This window comes from Terriglobia bacterium, assembly GCA_020072565.1.
Taxonomy (GTDB): domain Bacteria; phylum Acidobacteriota; class UBA6911; order UBA6911; family UBA6911; genus JAFNAG01.
This window is the reverse complement of sequence record JAIQGI010000008.1, coordinates 91,715-111,048: the sequence shown is the minus strand read 5'-3', so window position 1 is coordinate 111,048 and position 19,334 is coordinate 91,715. Positions and strand designations below refer to the sequence as shown.

The 19,334-nt window shown below is 60.1% G+C and carries 18 protein-coding genes; 10 read left to right on the top strand and 8 right to left on the bottom strand.

All coding sequences use genetic code 11. The features are described 5' to 3' along the window. Window positions 1-23 precede the first annotated feature (23 nt). Window positions 24-806, top strand: coding sequence for a metal ABC transporter ATP-binding protein (locus tag LAP85_07025; GenBank protein ID MBZ5496140.1), 783 nt, complete (start codon window positions 24-26; stop codon window positions 804-806). Then, window positions 803-1,702 carry a metal ABC transporter permease gene (locus LAP85_07020; GenBank protein ID MBZ5496139.1) on the top strand — a complete coding sequence of 300 codons (900 nt, stop codon included), beginning with the start codon at window positions 803-805 and terminating at the stop codon, window positions 1,700-1,702. The genes LAP85_07025 and LAP85_07020 overlap by 4 nt, the downstream gene beginning before the upstream one ends. Before the next feature lie 63 nt (window positions 1,703-1,765). Here the strand turns inward: LAP85_07020 and LAP85_07015 are convergent, their stop codons facing one another. The 6 genes from LAP85_07015 to LAP85_06990 form a co-directional block, all read right to left on the bottom strand. Beyond that, on the bottom strand, window positions 1,766-3,064 hold the full coding sequence (locus LAP85_07015; GenBank protein MBZ5496138.1) for a 4-hydroxybutyrate CoA-transferase: 1,299 nt from the start codon (window positions 3,062-3,064) through the stop codon (window positions 1,766-1,768). Window positions 3,065-3,143: 79 nt separating this feature from the next. Next, entirely contained in the window at window positions 3,144-4,259 is a 1,116-nt protein-coding gene (locus LAP85_07010) for an alanine dehydrogenase (protein MBZ5496137.1), read from the bottom strand. 128 nt (window positions 4,260-4,387) lie between these two features. Further along, complete coding sequence (gene gpmA, locus LAP85_07005; GenBank protein MBZ5496136.1) at window positions 4,388-5,131, bottom strand: 2,3-diphosphoglycerate-dependent phosphoglycerate mutase; 744 nt, start codon at window positions 5,129-5,131, stop codon at window positions 4,388-4,390. A 169-nt stretch (window positions 5,132-5,300) separates the two neighbouring features. Further along, window positions 5,301-5,963 carry a response regulator transcription factor gene (locus tag LAP85_07000; GenBank protein ID MBZ5496135.1) on the bottom strand — a complete coding sequence of 221 codons (663 nt, stop codon included), beginning with the start codon at window positions 5,961-5,963 and terminating at the stop codon, window positions 5,301-5,303. Beyond that, window positions 5,960-6,295 (bottom strand): hypothetical protein, encoded by a 336-nt coding sequence (locus LAP85_06995; GenBank protein MBZ5496134.1) that lies wholly within the window; start codon window positions 6,293-6,295, stop codon window positions 5,960-5,962. Before LAP85_06995 ends, LAP85_07000 begins: the two co-directional genes overlap by 4 nt. Before the next feature lie 210 nt (window positions 6,296-6,505). Continuing rightward, window positions 6,506-7,234: a DUF1573 domain-containing protein gene (locus tag LAP85_06990; GenBank protein ID MBZ5496133.1), complete on the bottom strand. Its 729-nt coding sequence runs from the start codon at window positions 7,232-7,234 to the stop codon at window positions 6,506-6,508. A gap of 249 nt (window positions 7,235-7,483) precedes the next feature. Here LAP85_06990 and LAP85_06985 point away from each other — a divergent pair, with 249 nt between their 5' ends. From LAP85_06985 to LAP85_06975, 3 genes are all read left to right on the top strand, one after another. Continuing rightward, window positions 7,484-8,311, top strand: coding sequence for a nucleotidyltransferase family protein (locus LAP85_06985; protein ID MBZ5496132.1), 828 nt, complete (start codon window positions 7,484-7,486; stop codon window positions 8,309-8,311). A 119-nt stretch (window positions 8,312-8,430) separates the two neighbouring features. After that, window positions 8,431-9,654: a galactokinase gene (locus LAP85_06980; protein MBZ5496131.1), complete on the top strand. Its 1,224-nt coding sequence runs from the start codon at window positions 8,431-8,433 to the stop codon at window positions 9,652-9,654. A gap of 131 nt (window positions 9,655-9,785) precedes the next feature. Beyond that, a complete protein-coding gene (locus tag LAP85_06975; GenBank protein ID MBZ5496130.1) occupies window positions 9,786-10,370 on the top strand; it encodes an SRPBCC family protein in 585 nt (194 codons plus the stop codon). Here the strand turns inward: LAP85_06975 and LAP85_06970 are convergent. Next, window positions 10,352-11,323 (bottom strand): P1 family peptidase, encoded by a 972-nt coding sequence (locus LAP85_06970; protein ID MBZ5496129.1) that lies wholly within the window; start codon window positions 11,321-11,323, stop codon window positions 10,352-10,354. The two genes, LAP85_06975 and LAP85_06970, sit on opposite strands and share 19 nt — an antisense overlap. A 350-nt stretch (window positions 11,324-11,673) precedes the next feature. Here LAP85_06970 and bcp point away from each other — a divergent pair, with 350 nt between their 5' ends. Further along, complete coding sequence (gene bcp, locus LAP85_06965; protein ID MBZ5496128.1) at window positions 11,674-12,138, top strand: thioredoxin-dependent thiol peroxidase; 465 nt, start codon at window positions 11,674-11,676, stop codon at window positions 12,136-12,138. A gap of 123 nt (window positions 12,139-12,261) precedes the next feature. After that, window positions 12,262-13,056, top strand: coding sequence for a thymidylate synthase (locus LAP85_06960; protein ID MBZ5496127.1), 795 nt, complete (start codon window positions 12,262-12,264; stop codon window positions 13,054-13,056). Window positions 13,057-13,152: 96 nt separating this feature from the next. On the opposite strand, the gene queG is transcribed toward LAP85_06960, so the two are convergent. Beyond that, on the bottom strand, window positions 13,153-14,286 hold the full coding sequence (gene queG / locus LAP85_06955; protein ID MBZ5496126.1) for a tRNA epoxyqueuosine(34) reductase QueG: 1,134 nt from the start codon (window positions 14,284-14,286) through the stop codon (window positions 13,153-13,155). A gap of 149 nt (window positions 14,287-14,435) precedes the next feature. Between queG and mqnC the strand changes: the two genes are divergently transcribed. From mqnC to LAP85_06940, 3 genes are all read left to right on the top strand, one after another. Then, window positions 14,436-15,506 carry a dehypoxanthine futalosine cyclase gene (gene mqnC, locus LAP85_06950; GenBank protein MBZ5496125.1) on the top strand — a complete coding sequence of 357 codons (1,071 nt, stop codon included), beginning with the start codon at window positions 14,436-14,438 and terminating at the stop codon, window positions 15,504-15,506. Window positions 15,507-15,792: 286 nt separating this feature from the next. Continuing rightward, window positions 15,793-17,685: an NADH-quinone oxidoreductase subunit L gene (nuoL, locus tag LAP85_06945; GenBank protein ID MBZ5496124.1), complete on the top strand. Its 1,893-nt coding sequence runs from the start codon at window positions 15,793-15,795 to the stop codon at window positions 17,683-17,685. Continuing rightward, complete coding sequence (locus tag LAP85_06940) at window positions 17,682-19,253, top strand: NADH-quinone oxidoreductase subunit M (protein MBZ5496123.1); 1,572 nt, start codon at window positions 17,682-17,684, stop codon at window positions 19,251-19,253. The genes nuoL and LAP85_06940 overlap by 4 nt, the downstream gene beginning before the upstream one ends. Window positions 19,254-19,334 lie beyond the last annotated feature (81 nt).

Below are 19,334 nucleotides of genomic sequence, written 5' to 3'. Positions count from 1 at the left end.
CAGCGGGGAAGGAAGCGAGAGCGATGAACCCAACCAATCCGATCATTGAGCTGGACCATGTCAATGTCGCGTTCCAGGATCTCCTGGCGCTCGACGACGTGAGCCTCACTGTGCCTGCCGGCAGCTTTCTGGCCATCATAGGCCCGAACGGCGCGGGCAAAACCACCCTGCTGCAGGTTATTCTCGGCCTGGTTCACCCGGTGAGCGGGAGGGTCCGGGTGTTCGGGAAGAGCCCGGCAGCTCTCGAAGGCGAACGGCGCCGGATCGGCTATGTGCCGCAGATCATGTCTGTAGACTTGAACTTCCCGGTAAACGTGGGGGAAGTCGTACTCATGGGCCGGTATGGCCGCATGGGCCTGTTCCGCCGCCCTTCCGCAAGGGACCGTGCCGCCGCGATGGAAGCCATGAATCGCGTGGGAATCGCCGACCTGGCCGATCGTCCCATCAGGCGCCTCTCAGGCGGGCAGAGGCAGCGCGCTTTCCTGGCGCGCGCCCTTGCCAACGAGCCGGATCTGCTGCTGCTGGACGAACCGACGACGGGCGTGGATGTGGCGTCGAGCGAAGGCCTCTATGAGCTTCTGAAGGCGCTGCACGCCGGCGGCATTACCATGCTGGTCGTTTCCCATGATGTCGGCGTAGTCGCTTCCTATGTGGAAGGCGTCGTCTGCATCAACCGGCGTCTGGTCGCACACGGGCGCCCCGCTGAAGTGCTGGGCTCGGACGAACTCTCGACCATGTACGGGTGCGACGCGATGTTTTTCCATCACGGGCGTGTGCCTCATCTGGTAGTGGAAAAAGAACGATGATGGAGTTACTCGGCTACCATTACATGCAGCGCGCTCTGTTTGCCGGCACTCTGATCGGCATCGTGTGCGCCATCATCGGCACTTACGTCGTTCTGAAGGGGCTTTCGTTCATCGGGGCGGGGATCGCACATGCCAGCTTCGGAGGCGTGGCCTTGGGGTTCTTCCTCAAGCTCAATCCGGTTCTGACCGCCGTGATTTTCTGCCTGGGGACGGCTTGGGGTATCGGCCTGGTGGCGCGCAAGGGCCGGGTCAAGGAGGACACGGCAGTGGGGATCTTTTTCGCCTCGACGATGGCACTCGGAATTCTCCTGATCGGGCTCATGCACGGATACAACGTCGACCTGTTCGGCTACCTTTTCGGAAGTATCCTGGCTGTCAGCCGGGACGATGTCTGGATCATTCTGGGATTGAGCGGGGTCGTCCTGGGCCTGGTGCTGCTCTTTTTCAAGGAACTGCTGTTCGTGACTTTCGATGCGGAAATGGCGGCTGTGACGGGAGTGCCGGCCGCCAGGATCTACTTCTTGCTGATCAGCCTGATCGCGCTTACCGTGGTGCTGTCGATCAAGGTGGTGGGGATCGTGCTGGTTTCGGCGCTCATGGTGACCCCCGCGGCCGCCGCCTACCAGCTTACGGAGAATTTCCGGCGCATGATGGTCTTGGCGATCGCCATCGGCGTGGGGAGCACACTGGGGGGACTGCTGCTTTCCGATAAGCTCAACACTGCCTCCGGCGCAACGATCGTTCTGCTCGCCACGCTGATCTTCTTTGTCGCTGCGCTCGTCTCCCCGCGACGCTGGCGGCGGCATTACGTCATCCAGGAAGACACATCGTCCCTGCCGGCAGCCCAAACCGGCTCCGACCGCAAAAGGACATCACCTCTGGGCAAACAAGTCTGATTTCTGCTGCAGGCTTCGCAGCCCCGAAACACACGAAATATTTTTTGTCTTTTTCGCGGTTTTCTATGGCAGGAGTTTCCTTTCCTTCGCGGCCCTTTCGAGTTCATCCTGGAATCTGGGATGGGCGATGCTGATCAGCGCCTCGGCCCTCTCCCGCAGGTTTTTGCCGAAGAGATTCGCAACCCCGTATTCGGTGACCACATAGTGCACGTCTGCGCGGCTCGTAACCACACCCGCGCCCTGCTTGAGGAAGGGAGCAATGCGCGACATTTCCCCACCCTTGGCTGTGGCAGGAAGCGCGATGATGGGCCGGCCGCCCTTGGAACGTGCAGCCCCGCGGATGAAATCCACCTGTCCGCCGAATCCGGAATAGATGTAGGGCCCAACCGAATCCGAGCACACCTGTCCGGTAAGGTCGATCTCGATGGCAGAGTTGATCGCCACCATGTTGTCATTCTGGCTGATGATGAAAGGATCGTTGACATGCTCGACGGGGTGAGACTCGATGAGCGGGTTGTTGTTCAGGAAACTGTACAATTCTTCGCTTCCGAGCGCAAAGGTGATGACCACCTTGCCTTGATGGAGCGTCTTCTGATTCCCGGTCACCACGCCGCGCTGGATGGCGCGCATGGCGCGATCGGAAATCATCTCCGTGTGGACGCCCAATTCCAGATTGCCGTCCATGGACTCGTACACCGCATCGGGTATCCCGCCGATTCCCATTTGGACCGTCGAGGCCGGCCGGATGAGGGGGATAATGTGCCCGGCGATGGCCTTCTCGACGTCGGAGGACGGCTTGACTTGCAAGGTCGGCAGCGGTTCAGTGTGCTCGACGATGGCGTTGACCCGGTTTATATGGATGAACGAGTCGCCCAGGATCCGGGGCATCTTCTCGTTCACCTGAACGATCACGGTTTTGGCCATCTGGCAGGCGGCTTTCGAAGCCAGAGTCTCCACGCCCAGGCTCATGAAGCCATGTTCGTCCGGGGGCGAAGTCTGCACCATGGTTACGTCCAGGGGCACGATGCCGTCGCGGAAGAGGCGTGGAATCTGGTGCAGAAAGATCGGCAGGTAGTCGGCCCTCCCATCATTCACCGCCTCGCGGTCGGCAGGTCCCACGAAGAGCGAATTGTGCCGGAAATGCCCCTTCATGTTTTCGGCCGACAGCGGGTCTTGCCCGAGCAGCAGAACGTGATTGAGTTGCACGTCCTGAAGTTCTTCGCGGCGCTCCGCCAGCGCCCGCACCAGAGCTTTGGGAATGGCCGCATTCCCTCCATAGTAAACCCGGTGGCCGCACTTGATCATTTGGACGGCATCTGCCGGGCTCTTCAACTTGGATTTGTAGTCGTCCAACCAGTTCATGAGAATCCACCTGTCAGCATATGATTTCTGTTAGATAAGGACTGTATTTGACGGACTGGGCGATGCTCTTCTCAGTGCTTCAAAACAGCTCGAGCAGCGGCGTGGTTTTGATGCCCAGGGTAGAACCTGCCCCTTCGTTCACCATCTTGCCCTTGTACATGTACACGCCCGCAGCCAGTCCGGGATCATCCCGCAGCACGCTCTCGAGCCCTTTTTCGGAGAGTTCAATTATGTATGGAATCGCCGCATTCGCAAGCGCACGCGAGGCGGTGCGGGCGATGTTGGCGGTCATGTTGGGAACACAGTAATGCACCACGCTGTGGGTGACGAACGTGGGACGATCCAGTGTCGTCGGCCGGCTGGTTTCCACGCAACCGCCCTGATCGATGGAGGCGTCGATGATCACGCTGCCGGGCTTCATCGCCTTGACCATCTCCTCGGTGACCACAAAAGGCGCACGCGCCCCGGGAATGAGCACGGCCCCAATCACGACATCGGCGATCGAGGTGTACTTCTCCAGACGGTCTAGCCCTCCCATCACCGTGACCGCCAGCCCTCCAAGCTCCCGGTTCAGAGCCCGCAGTTTGGCCAGGTCGGCATCGAGGATGATCACATGCGCCCCGCTGGCCAGCGCCTGGCGCGCTGCGGTGCTCCCGACCGTGCCCGCTCCCAGGACGAGGACCGTGGCCGGCGGCACGCCGGTAACGTTGCCGATAAGGACGCCGCGGCCGCCCACCTCATTCTGCAGGAAGTGTGCCGCGATGTGGACCGCCATCTGTCCCGCCATTTCGCTGAAAGGGACCAGAACCGGAAGATCGCCGTCGGCATCACGGATGATTTCATAGCCGATCAGGGTAGCCTTAAGATCCATCAGCCGCGACGCCATCTCCCGCGTGGCGACCGCCAGATGCAGGAATCCGCAAACGATCGCTCCCGTTTTCAGCAGGTCCAGTTCCTGGGGTGTGAGTACGCTGACCCGGCAGATGAGGTCGGCACGCTTGTAGACTTCCATGGCGTCATAGACGATCTGGGCACCTACCTTTTGATATTCCCGATCCGAAAAATGGGCTGTCAGTCCGGCTTCCTTCTCGACCAGAACCGTCTGGCCCTGCTGGATCAAGCGGGCCACGGCCAGGGGAGTGAGCCCAACACGGTGCTCGTGGCGGTGCGTTTCTCTGGGCACACCAATAATCATGTCCTGCCTCCTGGATCCTGTTAACGACAAAGTGCAATCGGTTTCGTGCGAGGAGAATCGCGGCCCGGACGCTCAGGTACAGCAGGTGCGAACACCGCGGCGCCGCCGACTCCCCTGGCCGGTTCCTCCTACCCTTTCAACTGGTTCGCAACTTTCTGAGTCGCCTCTTTGATGGCGGCCTCATCTCCCAGGTAACGGCTCCGAATGGGAGTGAGATCGTCGTTCAACTCGTAGACGAGCGGGATCCCGGTGGGAATGTTGAGATCCACGATCGCCTCATCAGAAACGCCGTCGAGATGCTTGACGAGCGCGCGCAGGCTGTTGCCATGCGCCGCAATCAATGTGCGGTCGCCCCGGCGGACGGCCGGCGCAATCGTCTCTTCCCAATAGGGCAGAAAACGGGTCACTGTGTCCTCGAGGCATTCCGTGAGCGGGAGTTGGTCCGGCGTCAGGCCGGCATAGCGCCGGTCTCTGCCCGGAAAACGCTCGTCGTCAGGAGTCAGGGCGGGAGGCCGCACGTGGTAACTTCGGCGCCAGAGCTTGGTCTGCGCCTCCCCATGCCGGGCTGCAACTTGGGCCTTGTTGAGACCCTGAAGCGCTCCGTAATGGCGCTCGTTCAGGCGCCAACTGCGGTAGACCGGGATCCACATCAGGTCCATCTCCTCGAGCACGATCCAGAGCGTCTTGACGGCACGCTTGAGCACCGAGGTATAGGCCACGTCGAAGGTAAATCCCTCACGAGTCAGCACACGACCAGCCTCGAGCGCTTCCTCCATTCCTTTTTCACTGAGGCCGACATCTGTCCATCCGGTAAACCGATTCTCCCGGTTCCAGGTGCTCTCGCCGTGCCTGAGCAGTACAATCGTTTTCATCTCCGGGTCTCCTTTTATCCTCAATCATGCCAATAGTATCACAACCGCGAAGAACCGGCCTCCCGGCCATTTCCCTGGGACCAACGGAAGCTTCACGGTCGTCGACCCAAAGAAGGACGCACCATTCCATGCGACGATGGGCAAAGATCCGAGAGCAACGTGCCAAGAACTACTCGGTTTCGCCGGCAATGCCGTGCTTGAGCGCGTACTTGGTCAGTTCGGCCGTGCCGTGCAGCCCAAGCTTCTGCATAATTGCCGACTTGTGGAACTCTACGGTTTTGATGGAGATCTTCATGATTTCGGCGATCTCTTTGTTGGCACACCCCTCGGCAACCAGCTGCAGCACCTCGCGCTGGCGCGAAGTCAGATTTTCGGCAGAGCCCGGGCGCGCAGCCGGGTGCGGTCTCCGGGGCTGATCCAGAAGAGTGCATAGCACGTCTTTGGCAACAAGGGGAGTCACGTAGAATCGCCCCTTTACCACTTCCCGGATGGCAAACACGAGTTCCGAAGCCGCCGAGCTCTTCAGCAGGTATCCGGAAGCGCCGGCGCGGAACGCTTCGGTAACGTAGACTTTTTCCGAGTGCATGGTCAGGAAAACAATCTGTACATCCGGCAGCATCTTCTTCAGTTGGCGGGCCGCCTCCAAGCCATTCAGCAGGGGCATCGAAATGTCCAAAAGTACTACATCGGGCATCAGCTTGCCGGCGGCAGCCAACAGGGCGCGGCCATCCTTAACCATTCCGACCAGTTCAAACTCCGGCGCGAGGAGCTTCTTCAATCCCTCCAGCACCAAAGTGTGGTCGTCAGCCAGCAGGATGCTGGTGCGTGTCATTGCCTGACCTCCGCAAGCGGCAGCCGGACTACGACCTGCGTCCCCTGCCCCGGCCTGGAGTGAAGATGCAAGGTCCCGTTCACCAGGCGCGCACGCTCCTTCATCCCGACTATGCCGAGGCCTCCGCGCCCGGCTCTCAGAATCTCGGGATTGAAGCCGACGCCCCAATCTCTGACGGAGAGGCTGAGATCTCGCGCCGATCCCGTAAGGCTCACCGAGATGCGCTGGGTGCGCGCGTGTCTGGCGGCGTTGCGCAGACTCTCCTGCATCACCCGATAAAGGCAGGAAGCAGTGTCCTGGGACAGTGTCTGAGGCAAGCTCTTCAGCGTCAAGCGCACTCCGATTCCCGAAGTGAGACTGCAGGCCAAACTGCAGCTTCATCCGCCTTTTCTGGTTGTTTTATCAGGCAGTATAACACTGCTCACGAAAAACCGGGACCTTTCATGCGGACATGGATTGTGGTGACGCGATTTGTCGGAGGGACAAAACAACAAGGGAACGTCTGGGACATCCCCTTCTAGCCGGGTATCGAGCGGCAGCGCTTAATTGCCTTTGATGACCAGGTAACGAACGGCGACCCTCACCTCGGGTTTCAGCCGGCTCGAAGTCTTGATCACGATATTGCCGACGTGCATGCCGTCCTCTCCGTTCGATTTCTGGACCGCGATCACTTTGTATTTTTTGCCGTCGCTGCCCGGTACCGGCTCGAGCTTCACGGTAATGTTCTCGTCCGTGGATGCCGCGCTCAAAAGCTTGACTGCCCTGTCGGGTGCGATTTCGACCAGGAGTTCCTTGGTGACCTCCCGCCCGCGCGGGTTGCTGCCGAAATAAATGGAGGGATCGGAAACGGCGATTTCAGGCGCTACCGTGATGTTGATGGTCAAGACAGTCTGCGGCTGCTTGGGATCATTGCTGATTACCGTCACGGTCTTGCTCAAGGCTACGGTCTCGGCCGCTGTCTTGCTCAGCGCGGCGAGCCCTTCCGTCGCGATCTTGATCTCAATTTGCCCGCTCTGTCCGGGAGCGAGTTTGCGCGGCACCGCTCCGGCGGATGTGCACCCGCATGAGGGCTCCACGCTCAGTATCTCGAGCGTTGCATCCCCCTTGTTCGCAAACTTGAAGACCTGATTGATGGCTTCACCGTCGATTACTTTGCCCACTTCCCTGGTAGTGCTGTCGAATTCTATGATGGGGCTCTTCTGCCGGGCTGCAAGCGGCAAGAGTCCGGGCGCCCCAAGGGCAAGAAAAATGATGGGCAACAATCGTTTCATGTGCAGCTCCGAGACAAATCGGTTCCCCTGAAATCGTGTGCATTATACCTGCCCGTCCGAAGCGATTCAATTTGTGTGATCCGCCCGATTCACCGCTATGGAAACGGGCCGCGAATCGCGCGCAGCGGCATGGCCGCAACCAAGAGAGTCCAGGATTTCCCGGGTCGTGGCGGCGGGATCGGCTTGATCCTCCTGCAAGAACGGGTCTATAGTTCGCTTCCTCGTCAGTTATGCGAGGAGATCGACGGCATGATGGCGGAAGGATTGATCAAAGCGGTTATCCTGGCACGCGGACTGGGCACGCGCATGCGCCGGCTCGATGGGGAAGCACGGCAACTCGATCCCCTCCAAGCCCGCATGGCCGATACCGGCCTCAAAGCGATGATCCCCGTGGACCGACCCTTTCTGGATTACGTGCTCAGCGGCCTTGCCGATGCCGGCTATCGGGAGGTGTGTCTTGTCATCGGTCCCGAGCACGACGTCGTGCGCGAGTATTACACCCGCGTCTGCGTCCCGAAGCGCCTCCAGGTCAGCTTTGCCATCCAGGAGCGGCCCCTTGGAACGGCCGACGCCCTGGCCGCCGCGGAAGCATTCACCATGGGCGAACGCTTTCTGATGCTCAACTCCGATAACTATTATCCCATCGACGCTTGCCGCGAACTCCGCGTGCTGGGCCAGCCTGCCATTGCCGCATTCGAGCGCCAGACTCTGGCGCAGGACGGCAACGTCAGCGCCGACCGCATACGGCAGTTTGCCGTGGTGACGACCAATCCCGATGGAACGCTTCAACGCATCGTCGAGAAACCGGATGAATCGACGCTGCAGATGCTGGGATCGGGCATATACGTAAGCATGAACTGCTGGTGTTTCGGTCCGCGGATCTTTCGCGCCTGCGCGTCCATAGAGCCCTCGCCGCGCGGCGAACTCGAGCTGACGGATGCCGTCCAATTCTCCATCAGCAAGCTCAATGAACGCTTCCGTGTGCTGACCTTCCGCGCGGCGGTGCTCGATCTGTCAAGCCGCTCCGACATCGGCGTCGTGGCGGACAGGCTCAGGGGAATCGAGGTGAACCTATGAACCGCTATGCGGAGTTCCTCCTGGCTGCCGGGATGAGCACTGCGGAGGCGGTTCCCAAGGGGCTGCTGTTCGAACGTGCCGACCGGGCACTCCCGGCGCGGCGCGCCGGAAACGATACCGTGCGGGCATTCTTCGTGCCCGGCCGCGTCGAGGTTCTCGGCAAACATACGGACTATGCGGGCGGCCGCAGCTTGCTGTGCGCGGTGGAACGCGGCTTTTGCCTGATCGCCCGGCCGCGCCAGGATGCGCGAATCAACGTTATCAATGCCAGATCGCGGGCGCAGTGCGCATTGGCTTTAGATCCGGAACTGCAGCCCGCGGACCGGCGGTGGTGCAACTATCCAAGCACGGCAGTACGGCGCCTGGCGCGCAATTTTCCATTGGCCCGGCATGGTGCGGATATCGCCTTCATCAGCGATCTCCCGGCAGCGTCGGGTATGAGCAGTTCAAGCGCTTTCATTGTGGCGATTTTTCTGGCCCTCGCCGACATCAACGCCCTGGCGGAGTCTGACGCGTATCGGCGTGAGGTCCGGACCCCGGAAGACCTTGCCGGCTATCTCGGCACGGTAGAAAACGGGGAAAGCTTCGGCACACTCACAGGGGACCGGGGCGTCGGGACCTTCGGCGGCAGCGAAGACCACACCGCGATTATCTGCAGCCGCGCGGGAGAGCTGAGGCAGTACAGCTTCTGCCCGATCCGGCACGAGCGCACGGTGGCGCTGCCGGATGGATTCATCCTCACTATCGGCGTCAGCGGCGTCACCGCGATTAAGACCGGACCTGCCCGGGCCAAATACAACCACGCGTCGCTGGCCGCTCGGAAAATCCTGGAGATCTGGCAGGCCGCAACCGGCCGCAGCGATCCGACCATCGCTGCCGCAGCAGCTCACTCCCCGGATGCTCCGGACCGGATCCGCCAGATCCTGCGCGTTTCCAAGGATGAGAATTTCCCGGCCCGCCTCCTCTGCGATCGGTTCGAGCAATTCCTCGAGGAGAGCACGGCGATCGTCCCGGCATCAGTCGACGCACTTGCCACCGGAAACCTGTCCGGTTTCGGTGCACTGGTGGACCGTTCGCAAGCGAGGGCCGAAAAACTCCTGGGCAACCAGGTTCCGGAAACGGTCGCCCTTGCGCGGTCGGCGCGCGCGCTCGGCGCTGCCGCCGCCTCCGCATTCGGTGCCGGCTTCGGCGGCAGCGTATGGGCCCTGGTCCGGGCTGACGATGCGGCGGAATTCGAACGCCGCTGGGCTTCCTGTTACCGGGGACAATTCCCCACCGCCGCACTCGCACGCTTCTTCAGCACACAACCGGGCCCCGCTGCCCTCCGCCTGGAACTCAAGTGACAGGATACTGCCACCGAAACTCCAGCAGGAAATGGGGAAATGCGGTATCCCGTCACCGAATCTGCACAGAGGTCTCAAGAGATTCTAATAAACGAAGGGGGGTGCCGTCGTTTTCTGCGAGGTCGCCGAACATGATGTACGTACTTTCGCTCCTGACCGTCGTCGCTGTCGGTTTTCTCTCTCTCCGCGGTTCTCACTCAAAGGAAATTCGGCTTGTGCTGTCGACGATCATCCATCGGCCCGCAAGCCTTGTCTTTGAGGTCATCGGCACCGTTGAACGAGCCCCGGTCTGGAGCCGGCAACCTGCCTGGTTACCCGGCCCCTTGCGTATTTCGATCATGTCGCGTTGGGGTGATCACACTCCCACTCATCAGCGTGCCGCCGGCGGCACGCTGAAAGGCCCGGAAGAGATCTGGATCCGGCACATGCCGGACCACGAATTCGCCTATCGGAGCGTCCGCCGCCGCGATCTGAGTTACGAGTCCACCTTCCGCCTTTCACCGGATGACGGGAAGTGCAGGCTTACGTGGGAGATCCGTTGTCGGGTTTATCGATTACCAGACATTGTAGGCCGGGCGGCGATCGCAGCAGCCGCACGCGAAAGCATGGCGAACTCGCTCGACTACATCCGACGCCTGGTCCTCAGTGGCCCGGAATCCGTCAGGGCCGACACCAGGATTTATGAAGCCCGCAGAGGTCACATCCCGGCGGCCTGACACCCTCGAACTATGGCCGTTGAGAGCACGTCTGCCGCCAAAGCGCCTATGACACTGACATTGACGGGATTGCATTCGATCTGGTGCTTCCCCGTGGCCAGGGCGAAGATCGTGTCGCCGTCGAAAAGCGTGTGTGAGGGATGAATGCACCGAGCCAGGGCATCGTGAGCCATCTGCGCAATCCGGGTGCAGCTTGCCTTTTCGAGGGTGGCATTCGTAGCCACCACACCGATCACGGTGTTACCGCCGATCGGAAGTTCAGGGCGGCATCCGCGGCGCAACTGCGCCATACAATCGAAGAAGCCGTTGCCGTCGCTCTTCCTTGCTCCGGCCAGGATCTTGCCCAAGGCCGGATCGCGCACGTCGCCGAGGGAATTGACCGCCACGAGTGCGCCCACGCGCAGTCCGTCAGCCCGGCGCCAAGCCCAGGAACCCAAGCCTCCCCTCATTGCGCGTTCCAAGCCGAATAACTTGCCCACCGTGCAGCCGGCGCCGGCCCCGACACTACCCTCCGCGACCGGCGCAGAGTCTGCAGCTCGAGCCGCCTCATACCCGGCCCGCGCATCCGGGCGGATTTGGGGATCGCCGGCGTTCAAATCAAACAGGATAGCCCCGCAGACAATTGGGACGATTGCCTTCCCCACCCGATAACCGAGCCCTTTTTCTTCCAGGAACTTGACGACTCCTGTGCCGACATCGAGCCCAAAGGCGCTGCCTCCCGACAAAAACACCGCATTAATCCCGGCCACGGAGTTTTCCGCTCTCAACAGGTCGGTTTCGCGCGTTCCCGGCGCTCCGCCCCGAACGTCCACACCAGCAGTTATGGGAAACTCCGATGTGATCACGGTGCAGCCGGTGGGACGCTCCGCGAGCGTAAAATGGCCCACGAGAATCCCTGCCACATCCGTCAGCGAAGGCCTGCGTGATTCAGCGATTTCGCCTGACGATTGCATGTTGGTATCCTCCCTTATCCATCAAGCCTTTTCGGGACAGAACGGCACAAGCATGATATAAGCTTCACTCTGAGCCATCAAGCTCGGCCCTTGCGGGCGCAACGGAGCGGCATTCATGGGCAGTTTTGACCTCAGCGATCCGGGATTCTGGGCAGCACTGCTGGTGGGGCTGGCATCGATAGGCTGCTTCCTTTACTGGCTTATTACCGGTGCCAGAAAACACCGTTAGAGCCTCGGTGCAGACAGCGATTTATCTGGGATCATGCGGATCCGGGGCGATTCGAATCAGGCAAATCGATGCCTCACACCAAATTTCTTTGATACAATCGTCCTTCGCAAGGAGGTTATCCATGTTAAAGGAAGGAAGCAAAGCACCGATGTTCTCGCTCCCGGACGACCATGGCAACCGCGTAAGCCTGAGCGATTTTGCCGGCAAGAAGACCGTGGTCATGTTCTTCTTCCCGAAAGCTGACACTCCCGGGTGAACCCGGGAAGCGTCCGGGTTCCGGGACGCTATGGACCAGTTCGCCAAACACGGCGCAGCCATCCTCGGCATCAGCGCGGATAATGTCGCCCAGCAGGCGCAGTTCCGCGACAAATACAGCCTGAATATGCCGCTGCTGGCGGACCCTGATAAAAAAACGATCTCCGCCTACGGCGTCTACAAAGAAAAGAACATGTACGGGAAGACCGTCATGGGAATCGAGCGCACAACCTTCATCATCGGGAAAGATGGAATCATCAAAAAGATCTTTCCCAGGGTGAAAGTAGACGGACACACCGAGGAAGTCCTGAAGGCATTGGCAAGCCTGTAGCGCGCATCCTTCAGGTAGGGAAGATAGTTGACAACCTGTATGGAGGGGGCTTCGGCCATCCCGTGCGCGAGCATGAGAGGCTGTAGCCGGGTCCCGAAAGACGTCTGACTCAGAAACGGCCACATGCAACAGTATCTGAACCTTCTCAGTGATGTCCTGCGCGACGGGGCCAGGAAAAGCGACCGGACTGGAACCGGGACGCTCAGCGTCTTCGGGCGGCAGATGCGCTTCGATCTCAACCTGGGATTCCCGATTACTACCACAAAGCGGCTCTTTCTTAAGGGAGTCATCTACGAGCTGCTATGGTTCCTTCAGGGGAGCACCAACATCGAGTACCTTACGGACCACGGGGTCCACATCTGGGATGAATGGGCAGACGCGGACGGAAACCTGGGACCGGTTTACGGTGCACAATGGAGGCACTGGAACGCTTCCGGCGGCAGGTCGATCGACCAGATCGCCGGTCTGATTGACCTTCTCAAAACCAAGCCGGACAGCCGCCGCCTCGTCGTCAGCGCATGGAATGTCGGTGATCTTGATGCCATGCGGCTGCCGCCGTGCCACTGCCTGTTCCAGTTCTACGTCGCCAACCGGAAGCTTTCCTGCCAGCTTTACCAGCGGAGCGCCGACCTGTTATTGGGGGTGCCCTTTAACATTGCCTCATACTCACTCCTTACCATGATGATCGCGCATGTAACCGGGCTGGAGCTGGGAGAGTTTGTCCATACTTTTGGAGACGCGCACATATACCTGAACCATGTCGAACAGGTCGAAACGCAGCTCTCCCGGCGGCCGAAGCCGCTGCCGAAAATGCTCCTGAACGAGAAGGTAACCTCTGTTTTTGATTTCAAGTACGAGGATTTTACACTGGTCGGCTATGATCCCTATCCCGCCATTCCGGCTCCCATCGCCGTGTGATCCGGCATCCGGCTTCCGGCATCCGAGCAAAAGGGCACAGACCGGGGCGCTGGCGGTCCAGGGAGGAGACCTCGACGCTGAGGGCTCAGATCCCACTCAAATCTGGAAAGCTTTGGCCGGAGGCAGGATGGCGGAGACCGGAGGTCTGTTCAGGGCGAGTGCGATTTCCTCCAGCACTCCGGGATCGGATTCAGCCGCTCGGGCTTCCTCGAGCGCGGCTATGGCATCGGCAATTCCAGTCTGGCCGAGCGCCCAGGCGGCATGCCCGCGCACAAGTGCACTGGGATCGCGCAGGGCATGCACCAGTGCAGGCACGGCCTCGGGTCGGAGCGAGTTACCCAGAGCTACCACTACATTCCTGACGAAGCCGTCGCGCTTGGCCCTGCGAATGGGGCTATTCTTGAAGCGAGCGTCAAATTCTTCCGTCGTGACGGCAGCCAGAGGTGCCAGCTCGGGCAAGAAACTGCCGGGGCGCGGCCAGAAGGCCTGTTCTGGGCTGGAAACGGCGAATCGGTTCCAGGGGCACACTTCCTGGCAGTCGTCACAGCCGAAGATGCGGTTGCCGATAAGCGGGCGCAGATCCCGCGGGATGGCACCTTTCAGTTCGATTGTCAGGTAGGAAATACAGAGCCGGGCATCGACAACGTAGGGGGCCACGATGGCACTGGTCGGACAGGCACCGAGACAACGAGTGCATTTGCCGCAGTAATCCATCCCTTTGGCGTCAAATTCCAGCTCAAAGTCGAGCAGAATCACACCGATGAAGAACCACGAGCCCTGCTCCCGCGTAATCAAATTGCTGTGCTTGCCCATCCAGCCGAGTGCCGACTGGGCGCCCCAGGCCTTTTCCATCACCGGACCCGTGTCGGCATAGAATATCCCGCGCGCGTCCGGTTCCTGGCGCTGTATGAAATCCAGGAGTGCGCTCAGCCTGTCGGTCATCAGACGATGATAATCATCACCCCAGGCGTACCTGCTTATCTTCCCCATGAGCGGATCCTCTGGGATGGCTACGCCGGCGTGATAGTTTATGCCTAGGATCAGGATGGAGCGGACGTCGTCCAGCACGAGAGACGGGTCCCTGCGTTTGTCGGCCTGGCGCTCAAGATAAGCCATCTCTCCCTGCCGCCCCTGGGCCAGCCAGTCGTCCAGGTGTTGCCTCCAGGGGAGCGGTCGGGCGGCAACCACGCCCAGCTTGAAGAAGCCCAGGCGTCGGGCTTCCGTCCTTATGCGCGTGGTAAGAGACAATTCGTCGGTCAAGAAACACCCCTATGGTGCATAAGCATACAACAACACCTCACGCGCCGACGGCCCTTTGATTTTGGGGAGTCGCAAAACGTCGAGGTGCGCGTTACAATTTGCCGATCGATAGGAGCAGCATGTCGGAGCAGGAGAAGGTTCGGGAGATTTCGGCGAGGCTCTATGCGGGCGGCCGGCTGAGCCTCGAGGACGGATTGAGTCTCTATCATCATGCCGATCTCGCCGAACTCGCAGAAATGGCCGATTGGATGCGCTGGCGCAAGCATCCGCAGCCGATCGTGACTTATATCGTCGGTCGTAACATTAACTATACGAACGTCTGCTGGGTGCGCTGCGCCTTCTGTGCCTTCTATCGTCCGCCGGGTTCCGAGGACGGCTACGTCCTGTCGCGTGAGGAGATTTTCGACAAGATCCGGGAGATGGTGGATGCAGGCGGTATCGAGATTCTCATGCAGGGGGGTCTGAATCCCAAACTCAAGATCGATTATTTCGAAGACCTCTTCCGTTCGATCAAGCAGAACTTCAAGGTGCATATCCACAGCCTCTCGCCAACGGAGATCCTTTATATTGCGCACCTGTCGCGCCTGACCATCCAGGAGACCATCTCCCGGTTGCGCGTGGCCGGTCTCGACACCATTCCGGGCGCCGGAGGAGAGATCCTGGTCGATGAGGTCAGGGAGCGGATCGCACCTCATAAGGAAAGCACCGACGAGTGGCTCGGGGTGATGCGCACGGCGCATGCGCTGGGGATGAGAACGACCGCAACCATGATGTATGGCTCCGTGGAGCGCATCCAGCACCGGTTGGAACATCTGATGCGCGTGCGCGAGCTGCAGGACGAGACAGGAGGATTCACCGCTTTCATTCCCTGGAACTATCAACCCGGGGGGACCGCGCTCGGCGGGACGAAAACCGACAGCATCGAATACCTGAAGATGGTCGCGCTCTGCCGTATCTTGCTCGATAATATCGACAATATCCAGGCCTCCTGGGTCACGCAGGGGGCAGGCATTGCACAGGTTTCTCTGCACTATGGCGTCAACGATTTCGGCAGCACCATGTTCGAAGAAAACGTCGTCAAGGCTGCCGGCACGACCTTCTTCATGGATGAAGGCGAAGTGAGACGCCAGATCCGCTCTGCAGGCTTCGAGCCACACCCCCGCAACACTTACTACCAATTGCTCGATTGATCCCGCCTACGTTTTTGGCGGGGATTGAACTGCCCACCATAAGCTGGAGTCGGGAGCCAGGAGTCAGAAGCCAGAATAAGAACGACATGGTTCCGATAGGATGGAACTGAATGGACGGCCAGCCAGGCGCACCATGACGGTGACCCCGCACTCGTTTTTCTCCCGACTTCTGGCTCCTGACTCCCTGTCTGCTCATGACTTGAGCAACAATTGGGCGCGCGGTATTTTTGGAGGATGGTAATGGGCCGCAGAGTTACCGGCAGCCGTCAACGAGGTGAATCGATGTATGCTTGAACTTCTGTGGCTGATTCCCATCCTGCCATTTGCGAGTTTTTTCATTCTCGCCCTTTTCGGCCGGCGTTTTTCGCAAACAGGCGTGGCGATCATCGGAGCGGGTTTCGCGGGTGTCTCCGCCTTGCTGACAATCCTGATCGCATTCGCCTTTATCTCCACGCCACCGCCGGGATACGTCTATTCCCAAAGCCTTTGGGAGTGGATTTCCGTCGCTGGTTTCAGTGCCGGCATCTCTTTTTACCTCGACCCGCTGTCGCTGATTTTTGCGTCAGTGATCACATTTGTCGGTTTCTTCATCCTGCTGTATTCGATCGAGTTCATGTCGGATGAGGAAGGTTACAGCCGCTTCTTCGCATACATGAATCTCTTCGTCGGTTCCATGCTTTGCCTGGTGCTGGCCGACAACCTGCTCTTCCTGTACCTTGGCTGGGAGGGTGTGGGGCTGTGCAGCTATCTGCTGATCGGCTTCTGGTACAAGGATCCCGTCAACGGGTACGCCGCGCGCAAGGCGTTTGTCGTTACGCGCATCGGCGATACAGCCATGGCTGTCGGGCTTTTCCTGCTTTTTCACAACCTGGGCACGCTGAACATTCACGAGTTGCTTCAGCAAGCGGTGCAGCGGTGGGCGACGGGTTCCTCGCTGGCGCTGGCTGCCTCCCTGCTTCTGTTGGGCGGCGCGATAGGGAAATCGGCGCAACTCCCTCTCCAGACCTGGCTCCCCGACGCGATGGCAGGACCAACCCCCGTCAGCGCCTTGATCCATGCGGCGACGATGGTGACAGCCGGCGTTTATCTCATCGCGCGCACTCACGCGCTATTTGAACTCTCCCCGGTAGCCCTGACCATCGTGGCAACCATCGGCGCGCTGACGCTGCTGATCTCGAGTTTCAGCGGCATCACACAGGTCGACATCAAACGGGTGCTGGCGTACTCGACCATCAGCCAGATCGGTTACATGTTTCTCGCCCTTGGCGTGGGCGCCTGGTCCGCCGGCGTGTTTCACTTCATGACCCACGCGTTCTTCAAGGCGCTCTTATTTCTGGGCGCCGGAGTGGTCATCCTGTCTCAGCACCATGAGCACAACATGTTCAAGATGGGGGGACTGCGTGAGCGACTTCCTCTGACCTTCTGGACTTTTCTCCTCGGCTCGGGGTCCCTGGCAGCATTCCCCCTGATCACGGCAGGCTTCTACAGCAAGGACTCGATCATCTGGTATGCGTGGTCGGGCGCCGGGGGCGGAGCCTGGCTTTACCTGGCAGCCCTCGTCGGGGCCTTGCTGACCGCGCTATACACGTTCCGCATGGTGTTCGTCACTTTCTTCGGACCAGCCCGGACACAGATCAGCCACAAGCCCGGCTTGCTTCTTCAGCTTCCTCTGGTAATCCTGGCCGCGCTCTCGGTCATCGGCGGGTTTGTGGAGCTGCCTGAAACCCTGGGCCATTTCACGCCGTTCGCTGATTTTCTTGGTCATGCTCTGCCAGCTGCCCAGATTCGCCCGGAGGCGGCAGGCCAGGAAGGTCTCTTCGAAATTGTCTCGATCGCAGTGTCGCTCTCCGGAATTTGTCTGGCCTATCTCCTCTTCCTGCGCCGCCGCAAGGTCACAGAACGCTTCACACAGACCGCGCCGGGCGGAGCGATGCACAGTTTTTTCTTCGCCGGCTGGGGCTTCGACTGGCTCTATGAAAAAATCCTGGTCCAGCCCTACCTCTGGATTTGCCGGATCAACCGCAACGACTTCATCGACCTCTTCTACGGCGCAATCGCATGGTGCGCACGCCTTGGCCACGCCGGTTTGAGCGCCACCGAAACGGGGCAGGTGCGGCTTTATGCGGCGGTGATCGGAGTGGGAGCGGTCATTGCGATCGCTCTGGCGGTGTTCCTATGATAGGCCCATCGATACTTCCGTGGATCATCGTCATCTTCTTCCTGGGTGGCCTGGTCGCGTGGGTCTCGGGACGGCTCGGATCGATGTGGCCGCGCTGGGTTGCCCTCGCGGTGCTGGTCGGACACATGGGATTGCTCATCGCCCTGTGGATCCAGCACGTTCATCAGATCGAGTTGACCGACGCCGGCCCGTGGCTGCTTCTTTTCAGGGTTCCCTGGATTCCCCAGCTCGGCATCAGCTTCCATCTCGGAATGGACGGCATTACCCTCCTGCTTATCGCCCTCTCCAACCTGCTGGGAATCGTGGCGGTGCTTGCCTCCTGGAAATCGATCCGGAAAGGTGTCGGTTTCTTCCATTTCAACCTGCTTTTTTGCGTTTCGGCTTTTGCCGCCATCTTCATGGCTCTGGACCTGTTTCTCTTTTACTTTTCATGGGAAATCATGCTGGTACCCCTATACCTGCTGATCGCGATCTGGGGCCACGAAGCGCGGCGCATCTATGCTGCGGTCAAGTTCTTCATCTTCACGCAGGTCAGCGGGCTGCTGATGCTGGTTTCGATCCTTGGGCTCTACTTCATTCACGGCCGTGCCACCGGCGTCTACACTTTTGACTACATAGAGTTGATCGGCACCCCGATGCCCGCAGGCACCTCCTTTCTGCTGATGCTGGGATTCTTTGCCGCTTTCGCTGTAAAGCTGCCGGCGGTGCCGCTTCATACCTGGCTGCCGGATGCGCACACCGAAGGCCCCACCGCGGCGAGCGTGATCCTCGCCGGGCTGGTATTGAAAGTGGGCGCCTATGGATTCCTGCGCTTCCTGATCCCGCTGTTCCCGAAGGCCGCTTTTGAATTTGCCCCTGTCGCTATGCTTCTCGGCATCATCAGTATCATCTACGGAGCCAGCCTGTCTTTTGGGCAAAGGGACCTGAAGCGACTGGTGGCCTATTCGAGCATCAGCCATATGGGCTTCGTGATTCTGGGCATCTTCGCCTGGAACCAACTGTCGCTGCAGGGAGCGCTGACGATCATGCTCGCGCACGGCATCAGTACGGGGGCGCTGTTTGTTCTGGTCGGCGATGTCGACGAGCGCATCCACACGCGCGACATGGAGCGCATGGGAGGCCTGTGGTCCCGCCTGCCGCGCATGGGAGGAGCGGCGATGGTCCTGGCACTGGCTTCGCTTGGGCTGCCCGGCATGGGAAATTTCGTGGGCGAATTCCTGGTGTTGTTGGGAACCTACCGGGTCAGCATCCCGCTGGCCGCAACGGCAACGGTGGGCTTCGTCGTTGCCACCCTATACTCGCTCCGGATCATCCAGCGGGTCTTCCATGGTGCGCCGGCGCGAGACACAGAACACTGGACCCTTTACGACATGACGGCACGCGAAGGCGTCGTGATGGTCCTGATGATCGGAATCCTCCTTTGGCTGGGGCTTTACCCGCGGACCGAGTTGAGCACGGCAAGGCGCGCCCTGGAGGACCTGCAAAGACTCACCGGCGGGTCCCGCCTGTCGTCCTCATACCGTGATACTAATCCCGGTCCTCCTGCCTTGATCCGGGGAAGCTCCTAGATCCTCTGGGGCCAGCCCAAAGAGGAACCGGGAAGTTCGACTGCCAGGTTAGGCGAAATCGAGGGCGGCGGCGCGAGCCTG